We start from the raw sequence: 18513 nt of genomic DNA, 5'->3' as shown, positions 1-18513 counted from the left end.
GCGTCAACGACTACGAATCCTTCACCTCCATCCTCGGCGTCAGCCCCGGCAACAACCTCACCTGCTGACACAACACACCCACCAACACAACACCCTGACCCACACCGGCTCCCCGGCGGCACACCTGCCACCGGGGAGCCGCGCATTGACGGTGTTACTCGGCCAGGTGAAAATTACTCATGCGAGTAACACCAACCGGCGAGACCCGTGATCGCCCCCTCGCCGCGACCGCGCGCAGGGCCCAGATCATCGCGGCCACGATCGAGACGATCGCGGAGCTGGGATACGGACAGGCCTCGTTCGGGCGGGCGCCCAGGTAAACCCGCAGCTTGCCGCGTTGGCTCACACCCTCACCCACTCTTGGTCAACGGCGCCTGCCCGGTGGCCTCGGCACGAGGCCACCGGGCGAGGTGCGGTGTCACCTCGGTCAGGAGGTGACGCCGGTGGCGAACGCCGTGGTGCTGGAGTCGCTACTCGAGTACTGCTGGTCCAGCGCGATGTTGAGCGTGGTGGTGTTCACGCCCGGCTCGCCGAGGATGCCGATGTCGCGGCCGGTGGTGCTGGCGCCGATCAGGGCGTCCACCTGGGCGACGGAGATCCCGCGGGTCTGCGCGATCCGCGCGGCCTGCTGGTCGGCGTTCTCCGGCGTGATGTACGGCTCCTCGCCCGAACCGGACGCGGTCACCGCGTCCGTGGCCACCTGGGAGGCGGTCACGGTGTATCCGGGCACGGAGTCGAACTTCGCCACGTTCGTCCGCATGTCGGTGATCAGCGTGACGAGCGTCGGGCTGTTCGGTCCGAGATTGTTGCTGCCGGACGCCGAGTAGTTGCACCCGTCGGCCAACTGGATCGTGTACCCGCCGGCGGTCGAGTCGTTGGCGAAGGTCGGCCGGGACTGGAAGTACTTGTTGATCGGGTCCGCGTAGCCGGTCACGCCGTCCTTCTTGTTCAGCGCGGCCTCGGCGCTCGACGGGTTGACGAACGTCTGGCACAGCGCCTTCGAGCCGATGACCTGGCCCTTGCTGTTGGTGATCAGCGAGCCGTCTGCCTGGTTCTTGAACGCGACCTGCCCGATGCCGGTCATCACCAGCGGATAGGCGATGCCGCAGATGACCGTGAACACGATCATCGCGCGGATCGCGGCGAGGTGCCGAAGCACCGCACCAGGAAGCCTGGACATGTCAGATCACCGACCCATTCCGGGGAGGAGGTGGATGACCAGGTCGAGCAGCTTGATCCCCGCGAACGGGATGATCAGGCCGCCGACGCCGTAGATCCACAGGTTGCGCCTCAGCAGCGCGGAGGCGGAGGCCGGGGTGTAGCGCACCCCGCGCAGGGCCAGCGGGATCAGCGCCACGATGATCAGTGCGTTGAACACGATCGCCGAGGTGATCGCGGAGGCCGGGCTGTAGAGATGCAGGATGTTGAGCTTGGACAGGCCCGGGAACACGCCCGCGAACATCGCCGGGAGCATCGCGAAGTACTTCGCGACGTCGTTGGCGATGGAGAACGTGGTGAGCGCGCCGCGGGTGATCAGCAACTGCTTGCCGATCTCCACGATCTCGATCAGCTTCGTCGGGTTGGAGTCGAGGTCCACCATGTTCCCGGCCTCCTTGGCGGCCGAGGTGCCGGTGTTCATCGCCACGCCGACGTCGGCCTGAGCGAGCGCCGGGGCGTCGTTGGTGCCGTCGCCGGTCATCGCGACCAGCTTGCCGCCCTCCTGCTCCTTCTTGATCAGCGCGAGCTTGTCCTCCGGGGTGGCCTCGGCCAGGAAGTCGTCGACCCCGGCCTCCTCGGCGATGGCCCTGGCCGTCAGCGGGTTGTCACCCGTGATCATGACGGTCTTGATGCCCATCTTGCGCAGCTCGGCGAAGCGCTCCTTGATGCCGTCCTTGACGACGTCCTTGAGGTGGATGACGCCGAGGACCTCGGCGCCCGCGCCCTTGAGTCGCGCGACTACGAGCGGAGTACCGCCGGCGGCCGAGATGGAGTCGACGATCTGACCCACCTTCGGATCCACCGAGCCGCCGTTGTCGCGCACCCAGTCGCGCACGGCGTTCGCGGCGCCCTTGCGGACCTGCGTGCCGTCGGGAAGATCCACACCCGACATGCGGGTCTGCGCAGTGAACTCGATGAAGTGATATTGAACCCCGCCCGCATCGTGGACCTCGCGCCCGCGCAGGCCGTACTTCTCCTTGGCCAGCACGACGATCGAGCGGCCCTCGGGAGTCTCGTCGGCGAGCGAGGACAGCTGCGCGGCGTCCGCGAGCGCCTCGATCTCGACGCCCTCGGCCGGCACGAACTCACTCGCCTGCCGGTTGCCCAGGGTGATGGTGCCGGTCTTGTCCAGCAGCAGCGTGTTGACGTCGCCCGCGGCCTCGACGGCGCGGCCGGACATCGCCAGCACGTTGCGCTGCACCAGCCGGTCCATGCCCGCGATGCCGATCGCCGACAGCAGCGCGCCGATCGTCGTCGGGATCAGAGCCACCGTCAGCGCGACCAGGATGATCAGCGACTGCGGGGCGCCGGCGAAGAACGCGAACGGCTGCAGTGTCACGACCGCGAGCACGAAGACGATCGTGAGCGAGGCGAGCAGCACGTTCAGCGCCAGCTCGTTCGGCGTCTTCTGCCGCGCCGCGCCCTCGACCAGCGCGATCATCCGGTCGATGAAGGTCTCACCCGGCTTCGTCGTGATCTTCACGACGATCTCGTCCGAGAGCACCTGGGTGCCCCCGGTCACCGCGGACCGGTCGCCGCCCGACTCCCGGATGACCGGAGCGGACTCGCCGGTGATGGCCGACTCGTCCACGGAGGCCACACCCTCGACGACGTCACCGTCGCCGGGAATGATCTGACCGGCCGTCACCACGACGTAGTCGCCCAGCTTCAGCTCGTTCGCCGAGATCTGCGTCTCCACGCCGCGCGCGCCGAGCCGGCCCTTCACGCCGGACTCCCACGAGGCGATCCGGCGGGCGGTGGTCTCGGTCTTGGTCTTGCGCAGCGTCGCCGCCTGCGCCTTGCCGCGGCCCTCCGCGACGGCCTCCGCCAGGTTCGCGAACAGCACCGTCAGCCAGAGCCAGACGGTGATCGTCCAGGCGAAGATCGACGGATGCTCGATCGCGGAGAACGTGGTCAGCGCCGAGCCGACCTCGACCACGAACATGACCGGATTCTTCAGCTGCACCCGCGGGTCGAACTTCAGCAAAGCGTCGGGCAGCGACTCATAGAGCATCGCGGGGTCCAGCAGACCACCGCCGATCCGGCGGGTCTCCTTGACCGCGTCCTGAGGGGTGATGGCAGACATTTACTTCAGTCCTTCCGCCAGCGGGCCCAGGGCCAGCGCCGGGAAGTAGGTGAGACCGACGACGATGAAGATCACGCCGGTCAGCAGGCCCGCGAACAGCGGCGTGTGCGTCTTGAGCGTGCCCACGGAGGCCGGGGTGATCCGTTGCTCGGCCAGCGAGCCGGCCAGCGCGAGAACGAAGATCATCGGCAGGAACCGGCCCAAGGTCATCGCCAGGGCGCCCATGATGTTGTAGAAGTCCGTGTTGCCGTTCAGACCGGCGAAGGCGGAACCGTTGTTGTTCGCCATCGAGGTGAACGCGTACAGGACCTCGGAGAACCCGTGTGGACCGGCGTTGTTCATCGAGTTGCGCGCGGTGGTCGTGGCCATCGCGATACCGGTGAAGATCAGCGCGACCGAGGGCGTGGCGAGGATGTAGAGCGCCGCGTACTTCATCTCGGACGGGCGGATCTTCTTGCCCAGATACTCCGGCGTACGGCCGACCATCAGGCCCGCGACGAACACCGTCACGATGGCCAGGATCAGCATGCCGTACAGTCCCGATCCCGTGCCGCCGGGCGCGATCTCACCGAGCATCATGTCGAAGATCGCGGTACCGCCGCCGAGCGCGCTGAACGAGTCGTGCGTCGAGTCGATCGCACCGGTCGAGGTCAACGTGGTCGACGTCGCGAACAGCGCGCTCGCCGGCACGCCGAAGCGGACCTCCTTGCCGTTCATCGACGACCCCGCCACGGCCAGCGCCGAGCCCCAGTGCCGGGTCTCCATCCAGGTCATCGTGGCGGCCGAGCCGGCCCAGATGATCCCCATGACGGACGCTATGACGTAGCCCTGCTTGTGCGAGCCGACCATCTTGCCGAACGTGCGCGGCAGCGAGAAGCCGATGCACAGCAGCAGGTAGATCTCGAGCCAGTTGGTGAACCCGTTCGCGTTCTCGAAGGGGTGCCCGGAGTTGGCGTTGAAGATGCCGCCGCCGTTCGTGCCGAGCTCCTTGATGACCTCCTGCGACGCGGTCGCGCCCGTATAGAGCGAACCCGAACCGCCGGTCACCGTGTTCACGGTCGTCAGGTGGCTGGAGAGCTCCTGCGGCAGGCCCGCGGCGATCAGCACGATGCCGAACACGATCGAGAACGGCAGCAGCAGGCGCAGGTTCAGCCGGGTCAGGTCCACCCAGAAGTTGCCCACCCGCTCGGTGCGGGTGCGCGTGAAGCCGCGGATCAGCGTGGCCACGATGCAGATGCCGACGGCCGCGGAGATGAAGTTCTGCACGGCCAGGCCGGCGAACTGCGCGGTGTAGCCCAGCGTGGACTCACCGACGTAGTTCTGCCAGTTCGTGTTGGTCACGAAGGACGAGGCCGTGTTGTAGGCGAGGTTCGCCTGCATCCCCGGCATGCCCAGCGAGAGCATCAGGTGGTCCTGCAACCGCAGGATCAGATAGAGCAGGATCACACCGACAACGGAGATGGCCAGCACCGACCGGATGTAGACGGACCATGTCTGGTCCGCGTCCGAGTCGACACCCATCAGCTTGTAGAGGCCCTTTTCCACCCGCCAGTGCTTGGCGGAGGTGAGGATGTGGGCGATGTAGTCGCCCAGCGGGCGGTAGGTGACCGCCAGGGCGAAAACGAGAAGACCGGCCTGCAACCAGCCGGCAGCGGCAACGGACACGTCAGAACCTCTCCGGCTTCACCAGCGCGATGATCAGGTACACACTCAGCGCGATCGCCGCGATCAGGCCGATGATGTTGTCAGCGCTCAAGACGCTCGACCCCCTTCACGACCAGGGCGAGGACGGCAAAGGTCGCCACGACGAGCACAACGCAGATCACGTCGGCCATCTCGAACTCCTCTTGACTCTTCTACTCGACGGGCGGGCGGACGATGCGGCCAGGACGGCGCGGTCGTGCCGCGTTTCCTGGCCCTCCGGTATGGAACTCCGTATTCCACGCGGAACGCCGTGCGCATACGCAGCTCTAACGGGGGCTAGAGGTATCTCCACACCTGACTGACGAGCTCGAGACGATGCCGTGATCCGGCACCCGGCGAGACACCGACCGTCCCGGTTTCAGCAAATTTGCCGGAATGCGTGGAAGCCGCGTTGAGAGCGCGCCGAAGCGCGTTGATTCGGCGCGAGTAATCTCCCGGCCGCAACGGAACGTGCTGTTCTGGAGGCGTGTCGTCGGTCCATCCCCGCAGTACACGCGTACGGTGCGCGAATTCGTCGAGGCCGACCTGCGACGAGCTTTCGAGGAGAGTCTGGGCGGGCTGCCCTCCGACGTCCGGGCCGAGCCCTACGTGATCCGAGGGGCGGCGGGCCCGGCACTGGTGCAGACCGCGAACCGGCGGAGCGACCTGCTGGTCATCGGCGCGGGCGGACGCGGAAGAGTCAGGCACGCGCTGCGGGCCGAGACCGCGCGCTACTGTCTCGCGGACGCGGCCTGCTGAGCCTCGTCCTGCTGATCCGCAGGGCTGCGGCTGCTTCGGGAAGTTGGAAGTTACTGTGCGCTGGTGAACACGTCGACGCTGTCGAGCGCGATGTTGTTCCCCGAACTGTTGGAGTCGTGCGTCCCGGTAGCCGTGATCGTGACCGTATGGCTGCTGGAGGCCAGCACCGGGCTCGTCCACACGACCCCGCTCGCGTTGCGTATTGGTGCGTAGTTGTCGATCGAGGTAGGAGTCCCGCCGTCCAGGGAGATGGTCAGGTGGCCCTGGTCCACGTCGTTGACGGCGTGCAGAGCAAGCTCAGTGCCGGCGAACGTGATCGTCATGCTCGAGCCGGCAGTGAAGCTCCAATCGGCGGTGCCGTCGAACATGTCGGCAACGTTCGGGGTCACGCCCCAGCCGCTGCCGTAGCTGAAGGTCGCCGGACCGCTGTTCGCCGCGGCGTCCTCCCGCGCGGCCTGGAGCACATCGAAGCGTGTGAACGCCACGTTGTAGCCGCTGCTCGCCGAGTTCTTGGTCGACAGGACCGTGATCGTGGCCGTGTGCGCGCCGGGGTCCAGGCCTGGACTCGTGTAGAGCACGGCATCAGGATTCCTGGTCGCCGTGTAGTCGTCGACCGTCGCCGGTGTCGAGCCGTCGATGGAGATCTGGAACTGACCTTGGTCGACGTCGTGGATGCCGTGGAGCACCAGTTGGTTGCCCACGAAGTGGACCAAGGAGGTGCTGCCCGGGGTGTAGGAGGACTCGACCGTTCCGTTGTAGGTGCCGGAGACTCCTGGGGTCGCGACCCAGTTGGCCCCGTACTGGAAGTAGCCGGGCCCGGCGCTGGTGTCGTTGCTTCCACTCGTCACGGTGGTACCGGGGTTCGCTGGCGTGAGCGTGACGAAGTACGCGTCGTTGGCGCTGGCCCAGTTGATCGGGATCGTGTAGTTGGTGGTGGTGTTCGGGACGATGTACTGCGCAACCAGGCTGGGCTCGGGCAGTTGGTTCCCGCCGGAGTCTGGAATGCGCTGCACGTTGATCGCGACACCACTGCCGCCGCCGAGGTACGGCATCGCGTTCAGGTTGTCGAGGTTCAGCGTGAGCGTCCCGGTGTTGCCTGCGCTGTCTCCCAGGAGCACGGTCGCGAGGTCCCTGGTGCCATCCTCAGCGGCGACAGCGTCGGTTGAACCCCCGCCGTTGGTCACCGTCGCGAGCTCGCCGGTCATTTTGGCGTAGTCCAGGTAGTCCCACCACTGGGCGGTCGGTACGAGGCTGCCTCCGCTGCTGGCCGTCAGCGTCCCGTCGAGTTGGTCGACCATGCAGCAGTTGCCCCAGATCCCATGGCTCGCCTCCGAGATGCCCGACTTCGCCAGTTGGGCCAGGTACCAGGCCTCCTGGCCGGCATCCTGCTGGCCGGCGGCGAGGTACTCGTTCATCGCGAGGCTCACGCCGCTGATGCCGTCGGTCGCCAGCTGGTTGCGCTCAGTCTGCGCGTCGGCGATCGGGTTGCCGCTGAAGTGCCAGTTCAGGACGTTCGGCACGGTGCCGTCCGCCTTCACGGTCGAGAGGAACTCGCTGAGATAGGTGCTGTTGAAGTTCGAAACGCTCGGCCCGACGATGACGGCGTTCGGCTGCAGCGATCGGATCTCGCTGACCGCGGCATTCCACATCTCGTAGTACTGCGTCGTGTTGTAGCCGGGCGGATAGAAGGCCGAGTTGTCCGGCTCGTTCCAGATGTCGTACCTGACGTCGTTGCCGAGCCCCGCGTTCTGAATCCGGGCCACGATATCGGAGACGAACGTGGTCCAGTTGCCGCAGCCGCCATTCGCGCACGGGTAGACCATGGTCGGGGGCGCGTCGGAGCCCGGGCCCCAGATATCGCTGAGCAGGATGTCGTAGGTCCCGTGGTTCGGGCTCGTACTGATCTGTGCCGCCTGGTCGATCACCGAGGTCATTCTGGCCTGGAACCCTGAGCCCGCGGTGTAGCCGTCGCCATACCAGCCGTTTCCGGCGATGCCGGCCCCACCGCCCCGGGAGGAGGTCGGGTTGAGGGGTGCGAGCAGGTAGGGGGCCGGCGCGGAACCGTCCTGGGCCAGCCCGTAGAGGAATCCGGAACCCACACCGGTGGCAGGGCCCGTGGTCGAGGCGAAGTTCACGCTGACCGTCTGATTGCTTGCCGCCAGCGCCGCCGGGACGTTGACGGTCAGGCCGGCCGTGACCGCCGCGAGCACGGCCACAGCGGCGAGCACGGTGCCGACAGGGCCTCGGCGCCTGCCATCGGGTCGTGGACGGCGTTGCAGGATCGTTCGCGACATTGCGACTCCTGGGGTTCCTGGGCTGGTGAGTATTGGTGAGCAGGGCTTCAGCGCCGTCGCGCGCGGACGGCCCGGCCTACCGGTTCGGCCACGGCGGCGTGGCCGAACCGGGCGTTCGGCATTCGAACTCGGTGTGAGTCGAGCGGCAGACGTCGATTCAGGAGGTGACGTCGGCCCGGTCGATAGCGATGTTGGTGCCCGAACTGGCCGAGTTCTTCTGGCCGGTATTGACGATGCTCAGGGTGTGCGAGCCGGAGGCGAGTACGGGGCTGGTCCACACGATGCCGGAGGCGTTGCGAGTGGAGGCGTAGTCATCGGCCGACTGCGGGGTACCGCCGTCGACGGAGATGGTGATGATGCCCTGGTCCACGTCCTTCACCGCGTGCAACGCGACCTCCGTCCCAGTGAAGGTGAACGTCGCGGTGGCGCCGGAGATGTAACTCCAGTTCGCCGTGCCGTCGTACATGTCCGAGACTCCGGTGGTCAGGCCCCAGTTCGCGCCGTAGTGGAACTCGTCGTTTCCCGTTCCGGTCACGTTGCCGTCGATGATCGTCTGGGTGGTCGACGCCGGGGTGGCGTCGGCACGGTCGATCGCGATGGTGGTGCCCGAACTCGCGCTGTTCTTGTTGCCGGTGTTCACGATCGTCAGCGTGTGGGTGCCCGCGCCGAGCACCGGGCTGGTCCAGACGATCCCGGAGGCGTTGCGCGAGGACGCATAGTCGTCGATGCTCTGCGGGGTCCCGCCGTCGACCGAGACGGTCATGATGCCCTGATCCACGTCCTTCACCGCGTGCAACGCGACCTGCGTTCCGGTGAAGGCGAAAGTGGCGGTCGCGCCGGCGACGTGGCTCCAGTTGGCCGTGCCCGCGTACATGTCGGATACGCCCGAGGTCTCGCCCCAGTTGGAGTCGTACTGGAACTCGTCGTTGCCGGTGCCGGTCTGATTGCCGTCGACGATGATCTGCCCGCTGCCCGAGCCGCCCGGAGTCGTCGGTGCCGCGACGCCGTGCGGCGAAAGGACCAGCCAGAACGCGTCCGCGCCGGACTGGAAGGCGGCGGGCACGCTGATGCTGCCGTTGCTGATCGTGACGTCCGCGTCGGACACGGTGATCGGCACGGACAGCGGGGTCTGGTCCGGGATGCGATAGAGCGTGGCGTGCACGGTGCTTCCGGCAGTCAGCCACGGCGTGGAGCCGAACCCCTGGACGTTGATCGTGGTCGTGCCGGTCTGTCCGCTGTCGTTGCCGATCAGGATATTGGCTTGGCCGGTGGACTGGTTCGCCGCGGCGGCCGCCGAGATGCCGGCGTTGCCGCTGCTGCTCGCGACGGTGGCACCGGTCAGGCTGCCGTAGGCGCGGTAGGCCCACCACTGCCCCGTCGGAGCGGCCAGGCTGCCGGTCCCGGCAACGGTGTCGTCGAGGGTGCCGGCGACGCAGCAGTCCGACCAGATCGCGTGCGCGGCGGCCGTGATGCCGGAGGCGGCGAAGCGGTCCAGCCACCAGGCGGCGGTCCCGGCGTTCTGCTGGTTGCTGAGCAGGTACTCGTTGACCGTCATCGGGATCGGGGAGATTCCGAGCGAGCTCTCGATCGACGTGGTCTGGTTCGCGTCGTTCACCGGGTCGTCGCCGAAGTGCCAGTTGAGCACGTTCGGCAGCGTTCCGTCGGTCTTGGTCTGAGACAGGTAGGTCTGCATGAATGAGCTGTTGTACTGGGAGAACGAGGCGCCGACGATCACTGCGGACGAGTCGAGGCGACGGATCTCGCGCACGGCGGTGTCCCACATCTGGAAGTACTGCGTGCTGTTGACCCCGCGCGGCCAGAATCCGGTGCCGTCCGGCTCGTTCCAGATGTCGAACTCGACGTTGCTCAGACCCGAGGCCTGCACGTCGCCGACCACGGTGTCGATGAAGGTGGTCCAGTTCGCGCAGTTTCCGTTGTCGCAGGGGTAGACGGTGTTCGACGGCTGCGTCGTGTCGGCGCCGTAGAGGTCGGACACGAGCAGGTGGTAGGTGGCGTTGTAGGGCGCGGCGGTGACCCGCCTGGCCTGGTCGAGCGCCGAGGTGATCCGGGTTTGGAAGCCGGAGCCGGCGGTGTAGCCGTCGCCGATCCAGCCGTCCCCGGCCAGCCGGGCGCCGCCGCCGCGGAACAGGGTCGGGGCCAGCGGCTGCAGCCAGCTGTCGGACGGACCGGAGCCGTCCTGGCTCAGTCCGTAGAGGAAGCCGGAACCGACGTGGGTGGATGCGGCGCCGGTCTGCGCGAGGTTGACGGTGACGGTGGTGTCCGGGGCGTTGGCCAGCGCCTGGCTCGTGGGCAGGACCGCGAGCACCGCGCCGGTGGCCACGGCGAGCGCCGCGGCGGTCGCGCGCCGGCGTCGGGTGGCGAGGCGGAGCGGGCGGTGCAGGGTGGTTCGCGTCATTGCGACTCCTGGGATACCTGGGTGGGTGGGTTGATCAGTGCATTGAGTAGTCGGTGAGCGGGGTCTCGGCGTCGTCGCGCACGAACAGGGGGATGGACGCCAGCGGCGCGTCCACGGTGACGTGGCCGCCGCCGGGGTGTCGGCGTCCGGAGGCGGTGTGCGTCCACTCCGCTCCGGCTGGCAGGTACACGCGGCGCTGCCGGGCGCCGAACTCGGTGACCGGGGCGACCAGGATGTCGGGACCGAAAAGGTACTGGTCCTCGACCTCCCACGCCGCCGGGTCGTCGGGGAACGCGAGCAGCAGCGGGCGGATCAGCGGGATGCCGGTGTGCTCGCCCTCGCGTAGGTGGGTGTGGATGTAGGGGCGCAGCCGCTCGCGCAGCCGCAGCAGCGGGGTGATCGCGGCGTAGGCGGTCTCGCCGAAGGACCACACCTCGTTCGCGCCGCCGGCATCACCGACCGGCCCGTGCAGGCCACGTGGCTCGCGGTGCCCGTGCAAGCGCATGATCGGGCAGAAGGCTCCGAACTGGAACCAGCGCACGATCAGCTCCCGGAACTCTGGGTCGTCGGGGTCGCCGCCGTGGAAGCCGCCGATATCGGTGTTCCACCAGGGGATCCCGCTCAGCGCCACGTTCAGTCCGGCGCGCACCGAGGCGGCGAGCGCCGGGAACGTCGCGGGGATGTCGCCGGACCACAGCGCGACGCCGTACTGCTGCGAGCCGGCCCAGGCGGAGCGGGTCAGTGAGCACACCGCGTCCTGGCCGGCGCGACGCTGGTGCTCGTAGACGCCGCGGGCGTGCTCGCGCGGGTAGAGGTTGGCCACCTCGGCGCCGGGTCCCGCATAGAAGTTCAGGTGCTGCGGGCCGGGGCGTACCTCGGGCTCGCAGGCGTCGAGCCACAGGGTGCGGATGCCGAGCTTGTAGTAGCTCGCCTCGAGCCGCTCCCACAGGAAGTCGCGGGCGCGCGGGTCGGTGGCGTCGTAGAAGGCGACGCCGATTTCGGCCGAGCTGTCACCGTCGGGCCAGTTGCCGATCGCGGCCGTGCCGCTGTCGGTCTCGGCGAGCAGCCCCGCCTCGCGCATCGGCCGGTAGTTCTCGGACAGGGGGCTGACCGTGGGCCACACGGATACGGCCGGCTCGACGCCGAGCGCGCGCAGCTCCTCGACCATGGCGCGCGGGTCCGGCCACGCCTCGGGGTCGAAGTCCCAGTCCCCCAGGTGCCGCCAGTGCAGGTAGTCGATCACCAGCACGGAAAGCGGCAGGCCGCGGCGGGCGTACTCCCTGGCTATCTCGAGGTATTCGGCCTGGTCGCAGTAGCGCAGCTTGCTCTGCCAGAACCCTGAGGCCCATTCGGGCAGCGCGCTCGGGAAGCCGGTGGCCGCGGCGTAGCCGGTCATGATCGCGGCCGGGCTCGCGCCGACGGTGAGCCAGTAGTCGATCTGCCTGGCCCGGTCGGCGACCCAGCGGGTGCCGTTGCCGGCGAACTCGACCCGGCCGACCGCGGGGTTGTTCCACAGCAGGCCGTAGCCGCGGCTGGACAGGACGAAGGGAATGGAGACCTCGCCGTTGCGCTGGGCGAGCTCGATCACCATGCCCTTCTGGTCGAACCGGCCGTGCCCGTGCTGTCCGAGACCGTATATCCGCTCGTCCGGGTAGGCGGCGAAGCGCTGCTCGATCCGATGCTGTCCGCTGCCCGTGGCCTCGAAGTGGCGCGAACCTGGATACCAGAAATGCGCGGGGGCTTCGCTGACGGCCACCTCGCCGGTCGACTCGTCGGAGAAGGTCACCAGCCCGGTCGCGGCGGCCACCACGACGCGCACACGCCCGTTGACGAGGGTCGCCCGCCCGCGCGCGGCGTCGATTTCTATTCGGCTCGCTCCCGGCTCCGCCGCAGGAGCTTGCGCAGCGAGCGCGCCGGGCAGGTCCGGGACGATGCGGTGCAGTCCCGCGCGCACCCGGACGCTGTCCGCGCCCCACGGCTGGACGGTCAAGACGTGCTGGCCGCTGTGCCAGGTCAGGGTACGGTCGGCGACGGTGAACGGGGTGTGCACGCAGGCTCCTGAGGTCGGGTTCGAAGGTCACGTTCTTGGGATGCCGATGCGCTCGACGTGCGACTCAGGCGAAGTCAGTCCTTGGTGGCGGCGCTGCCGATGCCGGCGGCGACGTAGCGCTGGGCGATGATCAGCAGCAGGGCGGCCGGAATCGAGGCGATCACACCGGTGGCCATCACGCTGTTCCAGTCGACGAGGTTCGCGCCGATGTACCGGTAGATGCCCACGGTGATCGGGGCGTGGTTGTCCTGGGTGGTCAGGGTGACGGCGAACAGGAAGTCGGCCCAGGCGAACAGGAACGAGAAGAGCCCTGCGGTGATCACCGCGTTGCGGGCCACCGGAAGGATCACCGAGACGAAGGTGCGCAATCGGCTCGCGCCGTCGATCGCGGCCGCCTCGCCCAGCTCGTCGGGCACGCCGCGCAGGAAGGAGTGCAGGATGAGCGTCGCGAAGGGCACGGCCAGCGTCGAGTCGGCCAGGATCAGCGCGATCGGCGAGTTGAGCAGCCCGAGGTCGTTCGCGGCGATGTAGAACGAGTTCGCCATCACGATGCCCGGGATCATCTGCGCGACCAGCAGGGAGAACAGCAGCAGGCGGCGGCCCGGCACCCGCAGCTTCGCCATCCCGTACGCGGCGGGAGCGGAGATCAGCAGGGTGACGGCCACCGTGCCCAGCGACACGATCAGGCTGACCAGCAGGTGACCGCCCTGGCTGCTGAGCACGGCGCGATAGCCCGCGAGCGTGCCGTGCAGCGGGAACCACGTCGGAGTCTGGCTCACCAGCTGCGTCGCGTTGAGGAATGAGGCGTCGAGCATCCAGTACAGCGGGAAGAGCATGATCGCGACGATCACGACGCCGGCGACGGTGCCGAGCGCCCTTCGCGACCGCTTGGAAGGCCGCCGACGGCTCTGGATGCCCGCGGTGCGGGTAACGGTGCTCATCGTCTCTCTCCGTCCTGCTCGCGCACTGCGCGCAGATAGATCCCGGCGAACACGACCGCGACCAGGATCAAGATGTTGCCGACGGCCGCACCCCGACCGAACAGCAACTGGCTGAAGGACAGGTCGTAGGCGTAGGTGGTCAGGGTCTGCGAGGAGTTCGCCGGCCCGCCCTGCGTAACGATCATGATCACGTCGAAGACCTTGACCGTATAGATCAACCCGAGCGTGAGCACCACGAGGATCACCGGGCGCAGCATCGGCAGGGTGATCCGGGTGAAGCGTTGCCAGGCGTTGGCCCCGTCGATCGCCGCCGCCTCGAACACCTGCTCCGGCAGGGCCTGAAGACCGCCGTAGAGGATCACCATGTTGAACGGGATGCCGACCCAGATGTTCACGATGATCACCGCGATCAGCGAAGTGTTCGTCGAAGCGAGCCACGGGACCGGTTGGCCGATCAGGTGCAGGTGCAGCAGCGTGTAGTTGATCACGCCCGAGTCGTTGTACATCATCCAGCGCCACACCGTGCCGGAGACCACGAGCGGCAGCAGCCACGGCACTAGCAGCAGCCCGCGCAGCACACCGCCCAGCGGGAACACGCGGCGGAAGAACACTGCCAGGCCCATGCCGACCGCGAACTGGAACGCCAGCGACCCGATGGTGAACAGCACGGTGTTGGTCACGACGGTCATGAACTGCGGGTCGTGGAAGACCGCGGTGTAGTTCGCGAACCCGACGAACGGTGCCGCCCCGGTGTAGAACGAGGCCACCGTGTAGTTCTGAAAGCCCATCTTCACGTTGGAGACGAGCGGATAGACGTAGAAGCAGAGCACGTAGACCCACACCGGGACGACGAATCCCGCCGCCCGCCACGCGGTTCGGCGCCGGCGGCGCCCCGGGGCGGCCCCCGCCGCGATCGCGGCGGGGGCCTTCTCGCTGAGCATCGAGGCCATCGTCAGGACCCTGACGCCTGGCTCTGCGCCTGGGACAGGGCGGCCTGCGCCGAGGTGCCCCCGGCCAGCGCCTGCTGGATCGCGGTCCACAGCGCCGTCGACACCTTCGGGTAGTTCGCACCGAGCTCGGCCGTGCGCGCCTTCGCCGTCCCCACCTCGGCGATGAACGGGGCCAACTGCGGGTCGGATGCCGCCAGCGCCGCGGCGGAGGCCTGGTCGCTCGGGATGTACCCGGCGTCCTTGGACCACTCGGAGCTCATCGAAGGCGTCAGCAGGCACTTGACCACAGCCACCGCCTTCGCCTCCTCGGCCGAGTTGGTGTGCCCCACGGCCCACACCTCGCCGCCCAGCGGAGAAACTGAGGGCTGCCCGGCCGCGGGCACCGGGATCGACACGACCCCGAAGTTCAGACCCTTCGCGGCGTTGAGCAGCGGCAGCTGCCAGGGGCCGTTGACCATCATCGCCGCGTTGCCCGCCTGGAACTGGGCCTCGACGTCCGACTGGGTCCAGTTGACCACCGACTTGGACGCATAGCCGCCGCTCACGAGCGTCTGCCAGAGCGTCAGGGCCTGCACGGCCTGCGGCGAGGCGAGCGTCTTGAGGTCCGCGCCCGCCGACCAGAGGAAGGGCTCGAACTGGAAGCTGCCCTCCTCCGTCGCCGCCGCGGAGAACGCTATGCCCTTACGCGAACCCGACGTCAGAGCCTTGGCGTCGGCAGTGAGCTGCGCCCAGGTCGTCGGCGGCGTCAGCTTGGCCGCCGTGAACAGGCCCTTGTTGTAGTACAGGGCCAGGTCGTTCACGCCGGGCGCGATGCCGTAGGTCTGGCCCTGGTACTGGCCGGCGGACACGATCGAGGGGTAGAGGCCGGTGGTGGTCAGGCCGTTCGCGGACAGCGACACCAGCCCGCCGGTCGTGGCCAGCTGCTGCAGGTCCGGGTTGTCCACCAGTATCAGGTCCGGCAGGGTGCGGGCGGCGGCGTCCTGCAGCAGCTTGGGCACCAGCTGCGCCCGAGGCGCCTCCTGGTGCACCACTTTCACCCCGGCCTGGTTCCCGCACTGCGTGAGCACGCCTTGGATCTGCGAGTTCTGCGGCGCGGAGCCGTAGTAGTCCATTTCGGTCAGCGTGATCGGGCCGGAGCCGCCGCTGCCGCCGCCTGAGTTGGACGAGGAGCAGCCTGCCAGCGCGGCGAGGGCCACCGATGCGGCGGAGACCACCGCCAAGGCGCGGCGGCGGGACGACTTTGTCATAGCCTTGACCTCTCGAATCGATTCGAAACTGGATATGCGGCGGTTCTGCTCCCCAGAAGGGGAGCCGTTCCCGCGCGGACCGCTAGCCGCGGTCGCGGGCGGCGGCCGGGGCCGGCGCGGTCGTGTCGCGGATCTTCAGTGTCGGCGGCAGGATCGTCACGGAAGCCGAGGTCTCGCCGTTGACCTGCCCGGCGAGCAGCCGGACCGCGGTGCGGGCGAGCTCCTCCACCGGCAGGGACGCCGAGGTGGAGGGCAGCCGCAGCCGCTCGGCCTCGTCGTCCGGGCAGACGGCGACGACCGAGACGTCCTCGGGCACCCGCAGTCCGAGCCCGGTGAGCCGGTCCACGACCAGCGGTAGCGCGCGCTCGTTGTAGACGATCAGCGCGGTCAGGTTCCTGACCTTGGCCATCAGCTGGTCGACCGCGCGCACCACGTCGCCCGGCTGCCCGTCGCAGGCCGTCCAGGCGCTGCGGGCCCGCGCCGCGCGCAGCGTCGACAGCGCCCCGTCCCTGGCGTGCACGGCGTACGCCACGTCGCGCTTGAAGGTGGCCGGGGACTGGCCGAGGTAGCCGATGCCCCGGTGCCCGAGCTCGAGCAGGTGCTCGGCGCACAGCCGGCCGGCCAGCGCGGTGTCGAAGTCCACGTAGGGCATCCGGGCGCTGTCGTCGGGGGTGCCGACCAGCACCGCAGGGCACTTGAGCGAGGCGAGCAGCGGCACCCGCGGGTCGCGGCGCTGCACCTCCATCAGCATGACGCCGTCGACCTGGGAGCCGACCACGGAGTCCCGGATCGCGGACTCGCCGTCGTCGTCGGTCAGCATCAGCATCTTGAAACCGAGGTCCTGCGCCGCGGTCAGCGCCGACCAGACGTACGGCATCTGCACCTGGTTGTGCGGGCCGTGCACCATCGGCAGCGCCATGGCGATCACGCCGTTGCGGCCGCTGCGGATCGACCGGGCCCCGGCGTGCGGCCGGTACTGCAGCTCCTCGATGGCCCGCTCGACCCGGCGCCGCGTCTCCGGCGAGATCGGACGGGCCCCGCTCAGCACGTACGACACGGTACTGCGCGAGACGCCGGCCAGGTTGGCGACGTCCACGATGGTGGATGCCATCTCAGCTCCTCTCCGTGTCGTTGAACTGATTCGACGCGGAGGAACGTAGCATTCACGTTTCGGCACGCGCAAGAGTGCGACACCAGTCGTTACGAAGGAGCCCGACTGACTCTCCTGCGCGCATGTTGGCATTGAGCTGGGGCCAAGCCGGTCAATTTGGGTATAGCGCCACTTCGGCAGCGCTTGCCGGTTCCCGTCGTCCCTGGGCAAATGCATTGAACCGATTCGATGATGTGGGAGACGCGGCGCTTGGCTTCGAGCGCACGCGCGCCTCCTGCTCACCTCAAGGCGCTTGCCGCCGCGCGCACGGTGTGCTCGATGAGCAGGGCCGTGGTCACCGGTCCGACGCCGCCGGGTACCGGGGACAGCGCCTTTGCCACCGGTAGGACGCTCGCCGCCTCGACATCGCCGATGATCCCACCAGCTCCGTCTGTATTGGTACCGACGTCGATCACGCAGCAGCCCGCCCGCAGTTGGGCGCCGGTGACCAACCCGGCGCGGCCGGCCGCGACAACGACTACGTCGGCCTCGCGCGTGTACTCAGCCAGGTCCGCTGTGCGGGAGTGGCAGATGGTCACGGTCGCGTCCCTCGCCAGCAGCAGGTGCGCCACCGGCTTTCCCACCACAGTGGATCGCCCGACGACGACTACTCGGCGCCCGGACAAACCGATGGCGTGGTGATCGAGCAGCTTGAGCACCGCCGCCGCGGTTGCCGGCGCGAACGCCGGCAATCCTACGACCAGTCGCCCCAGCGACAGCGGGTTGGCGCCGTCGATGTCCTTGGCCGGATCGATCGCCCCGGCCAGCGCGAGCGGAGACACTCCGCTCGGCAGCGGGGTCTGCAGGATGATTCCGTGGACGGCGGGGTCGGCGCTGAGCTTCGCCAGCCAGTCGCGAATATCCTCCTCGCTCGCCGAGGGCCCGAGGTCGTGGATCTCGCAGTCGACTTCGGCCCGTGCGGCGGTACGTGCGATGGAGCGGACGTATGACGCGCTGGCCTCATCCGCGGTCGCCGTCACCACGGCGAGAGCGGGCGAGGTTCCCGCTGCTCGAAGCACATGCGCTGCCGCAGCAGTGTCATTCCGGATCCGGGCAGACAGCTCGCGCCCGGAGAGCAGCACCGCAGTCATGGCAGGATCACCTTCCGAACGGCGGCGCTCACCGCGTCGGCCGTGTGCGTCAACTGGTCGACCTCGTCCGCCGTGGAGCGCAGCTCGGCCAGTGCGTGCTCGTCACGCACGCTGCCGAGGTTCACCTCGATGTTGATCCGTGCGGTGTTCGCAGCCGCGCGAGCCGCATCAGCGGCAGCCGCAACGTCGGAGAGCACGCTGCGATTGCCGATCGCGACAAGGTCCCCGGCGATACCGAGCACCTCCCGCGCGGCACCGATCACCGCCGCCGGTGGGCGGGCCGCGCCTAAGGCGGCCGTCGCGATCGCGTCGGAGCGGATCTCTCGCCGCTGAGGCGTATCCCTTGGCAGCCCGTAGGCCTGGGCGACTTCCCCGAAGGCAGCCGCGTCCTGCTCCGCCAGCTCAAGGCCCTGCTTTCGCAGTCCCTCCGCGCGAGCCAGGATTCGGTCGACGTTCTCTGCGTGCTCGGTGAAGCGGGCACCAGTGCTGTAGCGCGCGACCATGGCAACGAGCGCAGCCGCTTGAGCCACATGCAGCGCCGCGACCGCTCCGCCTCCTGGTGCCGGTATCCGGTCGGCGAGATCGTCCAGGTACTTCTGGATGGTGTGCTCACGCATAGTCGGTCCTC

Annotated in this window: 15 protein-coding genes; 2 read left to right on the top strand and 13 right to left on the bottom strand. The window is 68.5% G+C overall.

Translation table 11 applies throughout. The features are described from left to right. Nucleotides 1-179: 179 nt before the first annotated feature. A complete protein-coding gene (locus tag VG296_RS03020; RefSeq protein ID WP_325562792.1) occupies nucleotides 180-320 on the top strand; it encodes a hypothetical protein in 141 nt (46 codons plus the stop codon). Nucleotides 321-427: 107 nt separating this feature from the next. On the opposite strand, the gene VG296_RS03015 is transcribed toward VG296_RS03020, so the two are convergent. The 4 genes from VG296_RS03015 to kdpF are packed head-to-tail and all read right to left on the bottom strand — an operon-like array spanning nucleotide 428 to nucleotide 5060. Beyond that, nucleotides 428-1180, bottom strand: a complete 753-nt coding sequence (locus VG296_RS03015; protein WP_325562790.1) for a potassium-transporting ATPase subunit C — start codon at nucleotides 1178-1180, stop codon at nucleotides 428-430. Nucleotides 1181-1186: 6 nt separating this feature from the next. Continuing rightward, entirely contained in the window at nucleotides 1187-3304 is a 2118-nt protein-coding gene (kdpB, locus tag VG296_RS03010; RefSeq protein ID WP_325562788.1) for a potassium-transporting ATPase subunit KdpB, read from the bottom strand. Continuing rightward, nucleotides 3305-4969 (bottom strand): potassium-transporting ATPase subunit KdpA, encoded by a 1665-nt coding sequence (gene kdpA, locus VG296_RS03005; protein ID WP_325562786.1) that lies wholly within the window; start codon nucleotides 4967-4969, stop codon nucleotides 3305-3307. Nucleotide 4970: 1 nt separating this feature from the next. Then, nucleotides 4971-5060, bottom strand: a complete 90-nt coding sequence (gene kdpF / locus VG296_RS03000) for a K(+)-transporting ATPase subunit F (protein WP_325562784.1) — start codon at nucleotides 5058-5060, stop codon at nucleotides 4971-4973. Nucleotides 5061-5509: 449 nt separating this feature from the next. Here kdpF and VG296_RS02995 point away from each other — a divergent pair, with 449 nt between their 5' ends. Beyond that, the gene (locus VG296_RS02995; RefSeq protein WP_325562782.1) at nucleotides 5510-5746 is read left to right on the top strand and encodes a universal stress protein; all 237 of its coding nucleotides are present in this window, start codon (nucleotides 5510-5512) and stop codon (nucleotides 5744-5746) included. Between the two features lie 50 nt (nucleotides 5747-5796). Here the strand turns inward: VG296_RS02995 and VG296_RS02990 are convergent, their stop codons facing one another. The 9 genes from VG296_RS02990 to VG296_RS02950 form a co-directional block, all read right to left on the bottom strand. Further along, on the bottom strand, nucleotides 5797-8040 hold the full coding sequence (locus VG296_RS02990) for a hypothetical protein (protein WP_325562780.1): 2244 nt from the start codon (nucleotides 8038-8040) through the stop codon (nucleotides 5797-5799). A gap of 157 nt (nucleotides 8041-8197) precedes the next feature. Then, nucleotides 8198-10456 carry a hypothetical protein gene (locus tag VG296_RS02985; protein ID WP_325562779.1) on the bottom strand — a complete coding sequence of 753 codons (2259 nt, stop codon included), beginning with the start codon at nucleotides 10454-10456 and terminating at the stop codon, nucleotides 8198-8200. A gap of 34 nt (nucleotides 10457-10490) precedes the next feature. Then, nucleotides 10491-12506: a TIM-barrel domain-containing protein gene (locus VG296_RS02980; RefSeq protein ID WP_325562777.1), complete on the bottom strand. Its 2016-nt coding sequence runs from the start codon at nucleotides 12504-12506 to the stop codon at nucleotides 10491-10493. A gap of 74 nt (nucleotides 12507-12580) precedes the next feature. Continuing rightward, nucleotides 12581-13447, bottom strand: a complete 867-nt coding sequence (locus VG296_RS02975; RefSeq protein ID WP_325562776.1) for a carbohydrate ABC transporter permease — start codon at nucleotides 13445-13447, stop codon at nucleotides 12581-12583. Then, the gene (locus VG296_RS02970) at nucleotides 13444-14397 is read right to left on the bottom strand and encodes a sugar ABC transporter permease (protein ID WP_349259437.1); all 954 of its coding nucleotides are present in this window, start codon (nucleotides 14395-14397) and stop codon (nucleotides 13444-13446) included. The genes VG296_RS02975 and VG296_RS02970 overlap by 4 nt, the downstream gene beginning before the upstream one ends. Before the next feature lie 2 nt (nucleotides 14398-14399). Next, the gene (locus VG296_RS02965; protein ID WP_325562772.1) at nucleotides 14400-15644 is read right to left on the bottom strand and encodes a sugar ABC transporter substrate-binding protein; all 1245 of its coding nucleotides are present in this window, start codon (nucleotides 15642-15644) and stop codon (nucleotides 14400-14402) included. A gap of 82 nt (nucleotides 15645-15726) precedes the next feature. Next, nucleotides 15727-16755 carry a LacI family DNA-binding transcriptional regulator gene (locus VG296_RS02960; RefSeq protein ID WP_325562770.1) on the bottom strand — a complete coding sequence of 343 codons (1029 nt, stop codon included), beginning with the start codon at nucleotides 16753-16755 and terminating at the stop codon, nucleotides 15727-15729. A 278-nt stretch (nucleotides 16756-17033) separates the two neighbouring features. After that, the gene (locus VG296_RS02955) at nucleotides 17034-17885 is read right to left on the bottom strand and encodes a bifunctional 5,10-methylenetetrahydrofolate dehydrogenase/5,10-methenyltetrahydrofolate cyclohydrolase (protein ID WP_349259436.1); all 852 of its coding nucleotides are present in this window, start codon (nucleotides 17883-17885) and stop codon (nucleotides 17034-17036) included. Beyond that, nucleotides 17882-18513: cyclodeaminase/cyclohydrolase family protein (locus VG296_RS02950; RefSeq protein WP_325562766.1), on the bottom strand; the 632-nt coding region annotated here is incomplete at its 5' end. The genes VG296_RS02955 and VG296_RS02950, both read right to left, overlap by 4 nt.

Origin of the sequence: Actinospica sp. (assembly GCF_035552695.1) — a bacterium.
Taxonomy (GTDB): Bacteria; Actinomycetota; Actinomycetes; order Streptomycetales; family Catenulisporaceae; genus Actinospica.
Note: the sequence above shows the minus strand (reverse complement) of the source record. Positions and strands in the feature narration are given on the sequence as shown.

Excerpts from the sequence above, each read along its gene's own strand:
- VG296_RS03020 (WP_325562792.1), top strand. The coding sequence starts at position 180 with ATGCGAGTAACACCAACCGGCGAGACCCGTGATCGCCCCCTCGCCGCG.
- VG296_RS03015 (WP_325562790.1), bottom strand. The coding sequence starts at position 1,180 with ATGTCCAGGCTTCCTGGTGCGGTGCTTCGGCACCTCGCCGCGATCCGC.
- kdpB (WP_325562788.1), bottom strand. The coding sequence starts at position 3,304 with ATGTCTGCCATCACCCCTCAGGACGCGGTCAAGGAGACCCGCCGGATC.
- VG296_RS02990 (WP_325562780.1), bottom strand. The coding sequence starts at position 8,040 with ATGTCGCGAACGATCCTGCAACGCCGTCCACGACCCGATGGCAGGCGC.
- VG296_RS02985 (WP_325562779.1), bottom strand. The coding sequence starts at position 10,456 with ATGACGCGAACCACCCTGCACCGCCCGCTCCGCCTCGCCACCCGACGC.
- VG296_RS02975 (WP_325562776.1), bottom strand. The coding sequence starts at position 13,447 with ATGAGCACCGTTACCCGCACCGCGGGCATCCAGAGCCGTCGGCGGCCT.
- VG296_RS02970 (WP_349259437.1), bottom strand. The coding sequence starts at position 14,397 with ATGGCCTCGATGCTCAGCGAGAAGGCCCCCGCCGCGATCGCGGCGGGG.
- VG296_RS02965 (WP_325562772.1), bottom strand. The coding sequence starts at position 15,644 with ATGACAAAGTCGTCCCGCCGCCGCGCCTTGGCGGTGGTCTCCGCCGCA.
- VG296_RS02960 (WP_325562770.1), bottom strand. The coding sequence starts at position 16,755 with ATGGCATCCACCATCGTGGACGTCGCCAACCTGGCCGGCGTCTCGCGC.
- VG296_RS02955 (WP_349259436.1), bottom strand. The coding sequence starts at position 17,885 with ATGACTGCGGTGCTGCTCTCCGGGCGCGAGCTGTCTGCCCGGATCCGG.